The sequence below is a fragment of the Erwinia sp. 1181_3 genome, assembly GCF_052824965.1.
In genome coordinates this window covers 178,756-191,661 of the sequence record NZ_VTDE01000006.1, presented here as the reverse complement: position 1 = coordinate 191,661, position 12,906 = coordinate 178,756, and the positions used below count along the sequence as shown (strand labels likewise).

Annotated in this window: 11 protein-coding genes; 2 read left to right on the top strand and 9 right to left on the bottom strand. The window is 54.8% G+C overall.

Features of this window, described 5'->3' with window-relative positions:
- Nucleotides 1-40: 40 nt before the first annotated feature.
- Nucleotides 41-655: a LysE family translocator gene (locus FY046_RS16560; protein ID WP_159336879.1), complete on the bottom strand. Its 615-nt coding sequence runs from the start codon at nucleotides 653-655 to the stop codon at nucleotides 41-43.
- A 189-nt stretch (nucleotides 656-844) separates the two neighbouring features.
- On the opposite strand from FY046_RS16560, the gene folA reads away from it, so the two are divergent.
- Nucleotides 845-1,327 carry a type 3 dihydrofolate reductase gene (gene folA / locus FY046_RS16555; protein WP_171149235.1) on the top strand — a complete coding sequence of 161 codons (483 nt, stop codon included), beginning with the start codon at nucleotides 845-847 and terminating at the stop codon, nucleotides 1,325-1,327.
- Between the two features lie 43 nt (nucleotides 1,328-1,370).
- Here folA and apaH read toward each other — a convergent pair whose 3' ends face one another.
- The 6 genes from apaH to lptD are packed head-to-tail and all read right to left on the bottom strand — an operon-like array spanning nucleotide 1,371 to nucleotide 8,117.
- On the bottom strand, nucleotides 1,371-2,198 hold the full coding sequence (gene apaH / locus FY046_RS16550) for a bis(5'-nucleosyl)-tetraphosphatase (symmetrical) ApaH (protein ID WP_133842333.1): 828 nt from the start codon (nucleotides 2,196-2,198) through the stop codon (nucleotides 1,371-1,373).
- A gap of 14 nt (nucleotides 2,199-2,212) precedes the next feature.
- Nucleotides 2,213-2,590: a Co2+/Mg2+ efflux protein ApaG gene (gene apaG, locus FY046_RS16545; protein ID WP_133842332.1), complete on the bottom strand. Its 378-nt coding sequence runs from the start codon at nucleotides 2,588-2,590 to the stop codon at nucleotides 2,213-2,215.
- Between the two features lie 2 nt (nucleotides 2,591-2,592).
- Entirely contained in the window at nucleotides 2,593-3,414 is an 822-nt protein-coding gene (gene rsmA, locus FY046_RS16540) for a 16S rRNA (adenine(1518)-N(6)/adenine(1519)-N(6))-dimethyltransferase RsmA (protein ID WP_133842331.1), read from the bottom strand.
- A complete protein-coding gene (gene pdxA, locus FY046_RS16535; RefSeq protein WP_167863358.1) occupies nucleotides 3,407-4,399 on the bottom strand; it encodes a 4-hydroxythreonine-4-phosphate dehydrogenase PdxA in 993 nt (330 codons plus the stop codon). Before pdxA ends, rsmA begins: the two co-directional genes overlap by 8 nt.
- Complete coding sequence (surA, locus tag FY046_RS16530) at nucleotides 4,389-5,684, bottom strand: peptidylprolyl isomerase SurA (protein WP_133842329.1); 1,296 nt, start codon at nucleotides 5,682-5,684, stop codon at nucleotides 4,389-4,391. The genes pdxA and surA overlap by 11 nt, the downstream gene beginning before the upstream one ends.
- A 54-nt stretch (nucleotides 5,685-5,738) precedes the next feature.
- A complete protein-coding gene (lptD, locus tag FY046_RS16525; protein WP_446186295.1) occupies nucleotides 5,739-8,117 on the bottom strand; it encodes an LPS assembly protein LptD in 2,379 nt (792 codons plus the stop codon).
- 172 nt (nucleotides 8,118-8,289) lie between these two features.
- On the opposite strand from lptD, the gene djlA reads away from it, so the two are divergent.
- Nucleotides 8,290-9,111: a co-chaperone DjlA gene (djlA, locus tag FY046_RS16520; protein WP_133842327.1), complete on the top strand. Its 822-nt coding sequence runs from the start codon at nucleotides 8,290-8,292 to the stop codon at nucleotides 9,109-9,111.
- 94 nt (nucleotides 9,112-9,205) lie between these two features.
- Here the strand turns inward: djlA and rluA are convergent, their stop codons facing one another.
- A complete protein-coding gene (gene rluA / locus FY046_RS16515) occupies nucleotides 9,206-9,859 on the bottom strand; it encodes a bifunctional tRNA pseudouridine(32) synthase/23S rRNA pseudouridine(746) synthase RluA (RefSeq protein WP_159336881.1) in 654 nt (217 codons plus the stop codon).
- Between the two features lie 40 nt (nucleotides 9,860-9,899).
- Nucleotides 9,900-12,806: an RNA polymerase-associated protein RapA gene (gene rapA / locus FY046_RS16510; protein WP_446186294.1), complete on the bottom strand. Its 2,907-nt coding sequence runs from the start codon at nucleotides 12,804-12,806 to the stop codon at nucleotides 9,900-9,902.
- Nucleotides 12,807-12,906 lie beyond the last annotated feature (100 nt).

The following is a 12,906-nucleotide window of genomic DNA, read 5'->3' as shown; positions in this document are numbered from 1 at the left end:
GGCTATATATAGCCCGCACCGGGTCAGGCGTCCCTGACCCCTACGACAGTGCGACTTTAATTCCCAGCGCAATCAGTACGCCACCCAGTAGTTTGTCAACGATGCGTTGGGCTTTGGCCAGGCCACGACGTACCGGGGCGCTCTGGATCAGTACCACTAATAGCGGCCACCACAGCGTCGACAGGCCGAGGATAATACCCGCATACAGCAGCTTTTCATGCACACTGGAGCCAACGCTCAATACCTGGGTAAAGATCGACAGGAAAAACAGCGTGGCTTTGGGGTTCAGCAGGTTGCACAGATAACCCTGCATAAAGGCTTTCTTCAGCGAGGTGTGCTCAGGGGCCACGTTACTGAGATCCATTTTACTGCTGCCACGGGAACGCAGTGCCTGGATACCGATATAAATCAGGTAACCGGCACCGGCATATTTCAGCAGCATAAACAGCCACGGCGTGGTGGTGATCACCACGGCCAGCCCGGCAACGCAGTAAGCCATATGCGTGGCAACGGCGCAGTTCACGCCCATCGCGGTCATCATGGCCGCGCTGCGGCGGTAGCGGGCAGCATTTTTGATAATCAGGAAAAAATCAGGGCCGGGAGAAAGCATCCCGAGCGCCGCAATGGTGGCGACAAATAAACTGGTTTCTAACATAACGAAGGTCTGTAGCTGAACGAGCCGAGAATTCTATCATGCCTCTGGGGTTAATGTGGGGGAAAAACAGGCAGAAGGTGACGCAACCGATACCCTGTAAACCTTTACTGAATATCCTCCGGTTAGCTATCGACGAAAGTTTCGCCTTTCCGTATGATGGCGCCAATTTTACCCCCTGCTGAGTTTTATATGATGATTAGCCTGATTGCGGCCCTTGCGGCCGACCGTGTGATTGGGATGGAAAATGCCATGCCATGGCATCTGCCGGCCGACCTTGCATGGTTTAAGAAGCATACTCTGAATAAACCCGTGATCATGGGCCGCCGTACCTGGGAGTCCATTGGACGCCCGTTGCCAGGTCGCCTGAATATTGTGATCAGCAGCCGTAAAGGGGATGCCGACGGTGTGACCTGGGTGACTTCTATTGATGAGGCGTTAAAAACCGCAGGTGATGTGGAAGAGCTGATGGTGATTGGCGGCGGGCGCATTTATGAGCAGATGCTGGCACGTGCTGACCGTTTGTATCTGACGCATATTGATGCCGAAGTGGAAGGGGATACGCATTTCCCGGACTACGAGCCGGATGAGTGGCAGTCAACCTTCAGCGAGTTCCATGATGCTGATGAGAAAAACTCGCACAGTTTCTGCTTTGAGATTTTAGACCGTCGTTAAAATAATACGGGTCGGGCATGCCCGACCCGAACAACGGTGTCTTTTACAATATTTCGCTTTTCCGGTTCGATACCTGCACAAACACCCGCTTGTCTTCCCAGCGTAGCATTGTCAATGTTCCTCCCCAGCAACAACCGGTATCCAGGGCGAGAATCCCTTCCGGCGTTCCTTTTCCTTCCAGCGATGCCCAGTGACCAAACGCAATGGTGTAATCATTCGATACCGGTCCGGGAATGGTGAACCAGGGTTTTAGCGGTGGGGGAGCGCTGTCCGGGGCTTCTTTCGCGATCATATCCAGCTGACCATTTGGAAAGCAGTAACGCATTCGCGTCAGGGCATTGGTACTGAAGCGTAAACGCGCCAGACCGCTGAGCTCCGGTGTCCAGTTATTGGGCATATCGCCATACATCGCATCCAGAAACAGCGGATACGTATCGCTGCTGAGGACCGATTCCACTTCACGCGCGCAGCTTTTCGCTGTCTCGATATCCCACTGCGGAGTGATCCCGGCGTGGGCCATCACCAGCTTTTTTTCTTCATCAACCTGTAACAGCGGCTGGCGGCGTAGCCAGTTGATCAGCAGGTCAGCATCAGGGGCTTCCAGCAGCGGTGTAATGCGATCTTTAGGTTTATTGCGACTGATACCGGCGTAGACCGCCAGCAGATGCAGGTCATGATTGCCCAGCACCATTTTTACGCAGTCCCCGAGGTAACGAACATAACGCAGAACTTCAAGCGAAGCTGGCCCACGCGCGACCAGATCGCCGGTCAGCCAGAGCTGATCAACCTGAGGATCGAAGGCGACCTGGTTAAGAAGCGATCGCAATTCTTCGTAGCAACCGTGGACATCACCGATTAAATAAGTGCTCATGCAAAAAGGCCGGATTAGTGAATATGGGTGGCAATCGCCAGGCGGAAGACCGGGATATCAACGGTGAACGGTTCGCCGTTGGCATCGATCATCTGATAGTGACCCTGCATGGTGCCCATCGGGGTTTCGAGAACGGCCCCGCTGGTGTACTGAAACTCGCCGCCAGGCTCGATGTGCGGCTGTTCGCCAACCACACCTTCGCCCTGAACTTCGGTTTCACGGCCGTTACCGTTAGTGATGAGCCAGTAACGGCCAATAAGCTGAGCCGGGATACGCCCCAGATTACGTATCGTGATGGTGTAAGCAAACACATAACGTTCTTCTTCAGGTGCAGACTGTGACGCAATATAGGCACTTTGTACCTGAACACAGACTTTGGGCGTATCGTTCATACTCAGTTCTCCTGCGGCTGAGGATGCGCAGTCAACCAGTTCGCCATACGGCAATATTGTGCAACGCTGATATTCTCTGCACGCAACGTCGGGTCAATCTCCATTTCTGCCAGTGCTTCCGCAGAGAAAAGATGGCCGAGGCTGTTGCGCAGGGTTTTACGGCGTTTACCGAAGGCTTCCGTGGTGATGCGGCTCAGGGCACGAATGTCGTCAACCGGGTGTGGGATCTGTGCATAAGGCATCAGACGCACCACGGCAGAGTCGACTTTCGGTGCCGGGGTAAAGGATTCGGGTGGCACTTCCAGCACCGGGATCACCTGGCAGTAATACTGTGCCATGACGGTCAGACGACCGTAGGCTTTGCTGCCAGGCCCGGCAACCAGGCGGTTAACCACTTCTTTTTGCAACATAAAGTGCATGTCCTGAATGGCACCGGTATAGCTAAACAGATGGAACATCAGGGGAGTGGAGATGTTATACGGCAGATTACCGAACACACGCAGCTTTTGACCTTTTTCCTGCGCATAGGCGGCGAAGTCAAAGGCCATCGCATCCTGCTGGAAAATGGTCAGTTTTGGGCCAAGGAACGGATGAGTTTGCAGACGCGCGGCAAGATCGCGGTCAATCTCAATCACTGTCATGGCGTCCAGACGCTCGCCTACCGGCTCGGTAAGTGCAGCAAGGCCTGGGCCGATTTCGACAACCGCCTCGCCCTTTTGTGGGTGGATGGCATTGACGATGCTTTCGATAATGTACGGATCGTTAAGGAAGTTCTGTCCAAAACGTTTGCGGGCGAAGTGGCCCTGGTGAACGCGACTATTCATTACTGCTCTTAATCATGGTAATGGCGAGGTTAAGCGCCGTCTTAAAGCTGCCCGCATCAGCCTGGCCGCTTCCAGCCAGCTCGAGAGCTGTGCCGTGGTCAACAGACGTACGGATAAATGGCAGACCGAGGGTGATATTCACCGCCCGACCAAACCCCTGATATTTTAGCACTGGAAGCCCCTGATCGTGATACATCGCCAGCACCGCATCAGCATGTTGCAGATATTTGGGCTGGAACAGGGTATCCGCTGGCAGAGGTCCAGTCAGTTGTATACCGCGCTGGCGGAGTTCATCCAGCGCCGGGATAATCACATCGATCTCTTCACGGCCCATATGGCCGCCTTCGCCTGCGTGGGGGTTCAGACCGCAAACAAAGATATGCGGTGAAGCCAGACCAAACTTGCTTTGCAGGTCGGCGTGGAGGATGGTGATCACTTCATGCAGGCTGTTGCGGGTAATGGCGGCCGCCACATCTTTCAGCGGTAAATGGGTGGTCGCCAGCGCAACACGCAGCTCCTCCGTTGCCAGCATCATCACCACGCGCTCACAGTCAGCGCGCTCGGCGAAGAACTCGGTATGCCCGCTAAACGGGATGCCGGCATCGTTGATGACACCCTTGTGCACCGGTCCGGTGATCAGGGCGGCGAATTCGCCGCTCAGACAGCCGTCACAGGCGCGTGCAAGGGTTGCCAGTACATAGTGACCATTATCCACGCAAAGCTCGCCTGCAACCGCTGGCTGGGCCAGCGGCACGGGCAGAACGGTGAGCGTTCCTGCCTGCTGGGATTGCACCGGGCTTCCCGGTAGATACTCGCGCAGGGTCAGGGGTAAATGCAAAGCTGCCGCGCGGGTGCGCAGCAGCTCGGGGTCAGCACAGACAACCAGTTCAACCGGCCAGGCAAGCTGTGCCAGTTGAACGATTAAATCGGGACCAATCCCGGCGGGTTCGCCGGGGGTGATCACCACACGTTGATTACTGAGCATTCGCATCCAGAATTTTCACGTAGGCAGCAGCACGTTGTTCCTGCATCCAGGTTTGTGCTTCTTCCGAGAATTTACGGTTGAACAGCAGGCGGTAAGCACGCTCTTTTTTCGCCGCATCAGTTTTATCCACCTTGCGGGTATCCAGCAACTGGATCAGATGCCAGCCGAAGGAAGAGTGAACCGGGCCGCTCACCTGGCCTTTTTGCAGACGCAGCAGGGCATCACGGAAAGCAGGATCGTACACTTCCGGTGAGCTCCAACCCAGATCGCCGCCCTGGTTCGCTGAACCCGGATCCTGCGACAGTTGTTTAGCAGCGTCGGCAAAGGTCAGCTTGCCACTTTTGATCTCAGCGGCCACTTCTTGCAACTTCTGACGGGCCTGATCGTCAGTCATGATCGGGGATGGTTTGAGCAAGATATGGCGTGCATGTACTTCAGTGACTGAAATGCTCTGGTTATCACCGCGCATATCGTTCACTTTCAGAATATGGAAACCCACACCGGAGCGGATCGGACCAATGATATCGCCTTTTTTCGCTGTCACCAGCGCCTGAGCAAACAGGGATGGCAGCTCCTGAATACGGCCCCACCCCATGTTGCCGCCCTTCAGCGCCTGTGGGTCAGCAGAGTAGGTGATAGCCAGTTTACCGAAATCCGAACCGGATTTGGCTTCACCTGCCAGCTGTTTTGCCAGGCTTTCCTGATCGTCAACCTGCTGCTGGGTCGGGTTTTCCGGCAGTGGCAACAGGATGTGGCTGAGGTTCAACTCAGTGCCAGCATCATTCTGCGATGCCATCTGCGTTGCCAGCTGATCCACTTCCTGAGGCAGGATCGTGACACGACGACGCACTTCGTTGTTACGGACTTCTGAGGTGATCATCTCTTTGCGGATCTGCTCGCGGTAGGTGGCATAGTTCATGCCATCGTACGCCAGACGGCTACGCAACTGATCAACACTCATTTTGTTCTGCGCGGCGATGTTACCAATCGCCTGATCCAGCTGCGCATCACTCACCTGAATTCCGGCCTGTTTGGCCATCTGTAGCAGGATATTATCCATCACCAGACGTTCAACGATCTGGTGACGCAGGGTTTTATCATCCGGTAACTGCTGGCCGGCTTGCTGCGACTGGCCTTTCACGGACTGCATCATGCCGTCCACGTCACTTTCTAACACTACGCCGTTATTCACGATGGCGGCAACTTTATCAACAACTTGCGGGGCTGCGAACGCAGTGTTGGCTGTCAGGGCTGCACCGAGGATCAGCATTCTCCAGTTCTTCATACTTTTTCCATTCTTCTATCCGCACTGCGGGTTTGCATACCAAACATTACAACATCAGAAAGCGCGTTGATAAGGCAGGATGCCCTGACGCAGCATTTGACCGGTGCCTAAGCCATAGCTTGGGCTGAGGCCACGCAGTTCAATGTTGAACGAGATTTTATTGTCATATTTACTGCTGTCGTTTTCCCAACTGGTGATTTTACGTTCATAGCCCAGGCGGAGTGCATAACAACAGGAGCTGTACTGTACACCGAGCAGTTGATCGGCCGCCTGGTTTGCATTGGTATCGTAATACCATGCACCGACCACTGACCATGCATCAGCGATAGGCCAGCTTGCTGTTGCACCCACTTGTGAAATCCCTTTCTGGTACAACGCATTGTTGTACTGGGTCAGCGTTTGCTGAACATACTCCTCGCTGGTATAGCGGTAGTTCAACTGCACCATACGGTCAGCATCACGACGCCATTCCAGCACGGCGTTACCCTGAGAAACGTTATTCAGGCGGGTGTCGTATTGCAGTCCACCGCGCGCTGACCAGTTGTCACTCACCTTCCAGTAAGTGTCGCCAGCCCACACCAGGCTGCCGCGGTCGTCGTCATCCGTGTTGTTCAACCCGGTACGAGCAGGGGTGAACGAGTAGATTTGACCAATGGAAGCATTAAAACGTTCAACCAGATCGTTATCAAAAATTCGCGAGGTTACACCGGTAGTGACCTGGTTGGCTGAAGCGATGCGATCCAGGCCGCTGTAGGTACGGTCACGGAACAGGCCAGTGTAGTCACTTTGCAGCAGGGTGGAGTCGTAAGCGCGGATATCGCTCTGATCACGATAAGGCGTGTAGAGGTACTGCACGCGCGGTTCCAGCGTCTGCGTGTAACCCGGTGACCAGTTCATATCCCGGTCAAATACCATCTTGCCGTCGACTTTAAACTGCGGCATGACGCGATTCACCGAGTCTTTCAGCTGATTATTGCTATTGGTGCTGAGCGAGTTGTAATAATCAACGTCGTTCTGCTCGTAATGCGTGGCCAGCAGTTTGGCTTCGGTATTGATGCTGCCCCAGCCGTTGGAGAGCGGCAGGTCAATGGTCGGTTCAAGATGCAGACGCGTGGCGTCTGGCAAGCGCTCATTCACGTTAGTGAATTTTACTGCCTGTGCATAGACGTGCGTATCGAACGGTCCGATATCGTTACTGTAATAATTGAAGTCGAACTGCGGTTCGGCGCGATACACATCGTTATTGGCGTTGGTGGAGAAAATTTGGAACTGTTTGGTCGACAGCGTGGCATCCCAGTTTTGTTCCGCATACCCAATGCTGAACTTCTGCGTAACGTAGCCATCAGTGGTTGAACCATACACCGAGTCGAGATCGGTGAAATAGTAAGGATCGCTGACTTTGGTGTAATCGGCGTTGAACCGCCAGTGCTGATCGTAAACGCCAGAATGACGCCAGTAGAACAGCCAGCGATTGGCGTCTTTATCATCCGGATGATCGCTGTTATAGACGCGGTCTGAATTCAGATAGTCGAACTCCACCAGACCTGTACCTGCGCCAGTCAGATAACGGAATTCATTCTGCCACTGCATGCCACGGCGGCTGATATAGTGCGGTGTCAGCGTGGCATCGGCCTGCGGTGCAATGTTCCAGTAGTACGGCAGCATAAACTCGAAGCCGCTGTTACTGCCGTATTTTGCATTCGGGATCAGGAAGCCGGAACGGCGCTTATCGCCCACCGGGAGCTGTAAATAAGGGCTGTAGAATATCGGCACCGAGCCCAGTTTGAAGCGGGCGTTCCAGATTTCAGCCAGCTGTTCATCGCGGTCATGAATAATTTCAGAGCCGACCACGCTCCAGCTATTCTGACCCGGCAGACAGGAGGTAAACGTGCCGTTTTCCAGAATGGTGTAGCGGTTATCATCACGCAGTTTCATCTGGTCAGCATCACCGCGCCCCTGGCGGCCTACCATCTGGTAGTTACCATTCCACACGTTGGTGTCTTTGGTATTCAGGTTTGACCAGGCTTTCGGACCTTTCAGGATGACCTGGTTGTCATCGTAGTGCACATTACCCAGTGCATCGACGGTACGCGTTGGCGTTGTCTGCCCACTGAGCATTTTTTGATGCAACTGAACTTCGTCGGATTGCAGACGGCTATTGCCCTGACGAATATCCACATTACCGGTAAAAACTGCATCATCGGGATAATTGCCTTTGGCACTATCGGCATCAATCGTTACGGGTAATTGGTTGGTTGCCTTTCCCTGTACCAGCGGACGGTCGTAACTGGGCACCCCGAGCATACATTGGGATGCGAGGTCATCAGCCAGCCCTTGATGGCTGTAGAGTGCTGAACCAATCAAGGTGGCCAGCAACGTAGGTAGTCTTTTATTCATACGCGGTATCGAGAATTCCGTAATCACTGGCATCATGCCGACAAACGGTCAGAGACTAACGTACTCAACTGCATTGCGCTAGTCATACCCTGCATCTTTTATGACAGGTATACTTCTGGTTGTCTGGCCGCGTACCAATAGGCTGTGAGAGAAATGACAGGTATGATAATGCAATTTTTAGCCTTCAGCATGGCGAATTGAGGAGTATATGCGCTATTGGGGAAAAGTATTGGGTCTTGTGCTGGGTTTCTTATCGGGTGCGGGCTTCTGGGGTGTGCTTTTTGGCCTTGTGGCCGGGCATCTGATAGATAAAGCACGTTCGCCGGCACGGCAGGGCTATTTTGCGAATCAACAGACGCGTCAGGCGCTGTTTTTCCGCACCACCTTCCAAGTGATGGGGCATCTGACAAAGTCAAAAGGCCGGGTGACGGATGCCGACATTCAGATGGCATCGCTGCTGATGGATCGTATGCAGTTGGACAGTAACGGCCGTATTGCCGCGCAGCAGGCTTTCCGCGAAGGCAAGGAGGGCGATTATCCTCTGCGGGACAAGCTGCGTGAGTTGCGTAGCGCCTGTTTTGGCCGTTTCGATCTGATCCGTATGTTCCTGGAAATTCAGATTCAGGCTGCGTTTGCCGACGGTTCACTGCATCCCAATGAGCGCCAGGTGCTGTATGTGATTGCCGAGGAGCTGGGCATTTCGCGCGCGCAGTTCGATCAGTTCTTACGGATGATGGAGAGCGGTCAGCAGTTTGGCGGTGGTTCGCACTATAGTGGATCGTCTCAGGGCGGATTTACGGGGGCGCAGCGTGGACCCACGCTGGAAGATGCCTGTAGCGTGCTGGGGGTGAAAAGCACTGACGATGGCACCACCATCAAACGCGCTTATCGCAAGCTGATGGGGGAGCATCACCCGGATAAGCTGGTGGCGAAAGGCTTACCGCCAGAGATGATGGAGATGGCGAAGCAGAAAGCGCAGGAGATTCAGGGCGCGTACGATCTCATCAAACGCGAGAAAGGGTTTAAATAGTTATCAGGCTGGCTGGCCGGGCATGCCCGGCCACTACGAAACACACATTGTAGGGGGCGGGCATGCCCGCCCCGTGCAGATGAATGGCAATAAATCAGAAATCCGCCGGTTGCCTGAACGTCATCGGCGTACCGAACTGTGGATGGGTAATGCTCAGGCTCTCGGCGTGCAGCTGCAGGCGAGGAGCCATCGCTTTTGCCTCGTCGTGCGCATAGAAGTTATCACCGAGGATCGGATGGCCAAGCGCCAGCATATGCACGCGTAGCTGGTGCGAGCGCCCGGTAATCGGTTTTAACTGTACGCGGGAACTGTTATCACTGGCGTAATCCAGCACCTGATATTCCGTTTGTGCAGACTTACCGGTTTCAAAACAAACTTTCTGCTTCGGCCGGTTCGGCCAGTCACAAATTAACGGTAGATCGACCAACCCTTTTTCTGGCTGCGGATGTCCCCAGACGCGCGCCACATAGGTTTTCTGCGGTTCACGTTCGCGGAACTGCCGCTTCAGCTCACGCTCGGCGGCTTTTGTCAGTGCCACCACAATCACACCGCTGGTGGCCATATCCAGGCGATGGACCGATTCCGCAGCTGGATAATCACGCTGTACGCGCGTCATTACGCTGTCTTTGTGCTCTTCCAGACGACCGGGAACGGAAAGGAGTCCACTGGGCTTATTCACCACCATGATGTGGTCATCCTGATAGAGAATATGCAGCCAGGGTTCTTGTGGTGGGTTGTAGGGTTCCATAACTCTCTCGTAAGGGCCGGCGTGCGCCGGCCCTGTCTCGTTACTGATGTGTGACAACGATCAGGCGCAGCGCGTCCAGGCGCCAGCCCGCTTCGTCCAGATTCGCCAGCACCTGCTCACGGTTGTTTTCCAGCGCATCCATTTCATCCTGGCGGATGTTTGGGTTGACGGCGCTTAATGCTTGCAGACGTGACAGTTCGGCACTCAGTTTCTCATTCGCTTCTGCGCGTGCTGCATCGATCAGCTTGCGGGCTTCGACGGCCGCCTCATCTTCCGACAGTTTGATGATCTCATGGACATCCTGCTGTACGGCATTGACCAGCTTGCTGCCGGTGTGGCGGTTGACCGCGTTAAGCTGACGGTTGAAGCTTTCGAATTCCACCTTCGCGGCCAGATTGGTGCCCTTGCGGTCAACCAGCATGCGCACCGGCGTAGGCGGCAGGAAGCGCGTCAGTTGCAGATGCTTCGGCGCCTGAGCTTCCACCACGTAGATCAGCTCCAGCAGCAGGGTACCAACCGGCAGCGCTTTGTTTTTCAGCAGTGAAATCGCGCAGCTGCCGGTATCACCGGAGAGGATCAGATCCAGACCGTTACGGATGATCGGGTGCTCCCAACTGACATACTGGGCATCTTCACGTGACAGCGCCTGATTACGGTCGAAGGTGATAGTACAGCCATCTTCTGGCAGGCCAGGGAAGTCTGGCACCAGCATATGATCGCCTGGGGTCAGGATAATCAGGTTATCGCTGCGATCTTCCTGATTAATGCCCACGATATCGAACAGGTTGAGTGCGAAGTTCACCAGCTCAATATCGTTATCCTGCTCGGCGATCAGGTTCGCCAGCGCCTGAGCTTTTTCGCCGCCGTTGGAGTTCAGTTCCAGCAGGCGATCGCGGCCATGCTCCAGCTGTATTTTCAGGGCATCATGCTGTTTACGGCACTGATGGATAAAGTCATCCAGCCCTTCGGTATTTTCCGGCGCGGCCAGGAACTCAATCAGGGGCGCATAAACGCTGTCGTAAACGGTACGGCCGGTCGGGCAGGTATGCTCAAACGCATCCAGCCCTTCGTGATACCACTGTACCAGCACCGACTGCGCGGTTTTTTCCAGATAAGGGACGTGGATCTGGATATCGTGTGCCTGACCAATACGGTCAAGACGGCCGATACGCTGCTCCAGCAGGTCCGGGTTAAAGGGCAGGTCGAACATCACCATCTGGCTGGCGAACTGGAAGTTACGGCCTTCTGAACCGATTTCCGAACACAGCAGCACCTGAGCGCCATCTTCTTCCGAGGCAAACCATGCCGCTGCGCGGTCACGTTCGATGATCGACAAACCTTCGTGGAACACGGCGGCACGAATACCTTCGCGCTCACGCAGTACCTGCTCCAGTTGCAGGGCTGTGGCTGCCTTGGCGCAAATCACCAGCACTTTTTTGTCGCGGTTGCTGGTCAGGAAGCCCATCAGCCACTCTACACGCGGGTCGAAGTTCCACCAGGTGCCGCTGTCGCCTTCAAATTCCTGATAAATCTGCTCCGGGTAGAGCATATCGCGTGCGCGCTCATCCGCTGATTTACGGGCGCTCATAATGCCGGAGACTTTGATTGCCGTCTGATACTGCGTCGGCAGTGGCAGACGGATCTGATGCAGTTCGCGTTTCGGGAAGCCTTTCACACCGTTACGGGTGTTACGGAACAGCACGCGGCTGGTGCCGTGGCGGTCCATCAACATGCTGATCAGCTCCTGACGAGCTTCCAGCTTGCCTTCACGGTCGCTGTTGGCGGTTTGCAGCAGCGGCTCAATATCCTGTTCACCCATCAGATCATTGAGCAGATTCAGCTCATCGTTACCGATGGTTTTGTCGGCCAGCAGCATCGCGACGGCATCAGCAATCGGACGGAAGTGCTTCTGCTCTTCAACAAACTGTGCGAAGTCGTGGAAACGATTGGGATCCAGCAGACGCAGACGCGCAAAGTGGCTTTCCATCCCCAGCTGTTCCGGGGTAGCGGTCAGCAGCAGGATGCCCGGGATCTGCTCGGCCAGTTGCTCAATCACCTGATACTCACGGCTTGGTGCTTCTTCAGACCAGACGAGGTGATGGGCTTCATCCACAACCATCAGGTCCCACTCGGCATCGGCCAGTTTTTCCAGACGCTGCTTATTGCGGCGGACAAAGTCGAGCGAACAGATAATCATCTGCTCGGTTTCAAACGGGTTGTCGCTGTCGTGCTGGGCTTCGGCGTAGCGGTCATCATCAAACAGGGCAAAGCGCAGGTTGAAGCGACGCAGCATCTCAACCAGCCACTGATGCTGCAACGTTTCTGGCACAACAATCAGAATACGTTCGGCGCGGCCCGCCAGCAGTTGCTGGTGGATGATCATCCCTGCTTCGATGGTTTTCCCTAAGCCCACTTCATCGGCCAGCAGCACGCGCGGCGCATGACGGCGGCCGACATCGTGAGCGATATGCAACTGGTGGGGGATCAGGCTGGTACGCATACCGCGCAGGCCGCTGGTGGCCAGGCGGTACTGCTCACTCTGATATTTACGCGCGCGAAAACGCAGCGCGAAACGGTCCATACGATCCAGTTGTCCGGCAAACAGGCGATCCTGTGGTTTACCAAACACCAGTTTGCTGTCGAGCATCACCTCACGCAGGACGACGTTTGCTTCTTCGGTATCAAGCCGGGTTCCGACATAGCTGACAACGGCATTGTCGGTTTTTACCTCGTCAACGACCATTTGCCAACCTTCATGGCTGGTAATGGTGTCGCCAGGATTGAACACCACACGAGTGATGGGAGAATCATTTCTGGCGTAGAGACGGTTTTCGCCCGTGGCAGGAAAGAGCAGGGTGACCATACGTGTATCTACGGCAACCACAGTTCCCAATCCCAGTTCGCTTTCCGTATCGCTTATCCAGCGTTGACCAAGTGTAAAAGGCATAAATATTCGGCTCGATTCTCGTCTAGTTTGTTTCAGGCAATAGCACTGCTGCCCGGTAAAAAAGTACCTGGCGGTGAATTCAGAACGATTGATACTTAGG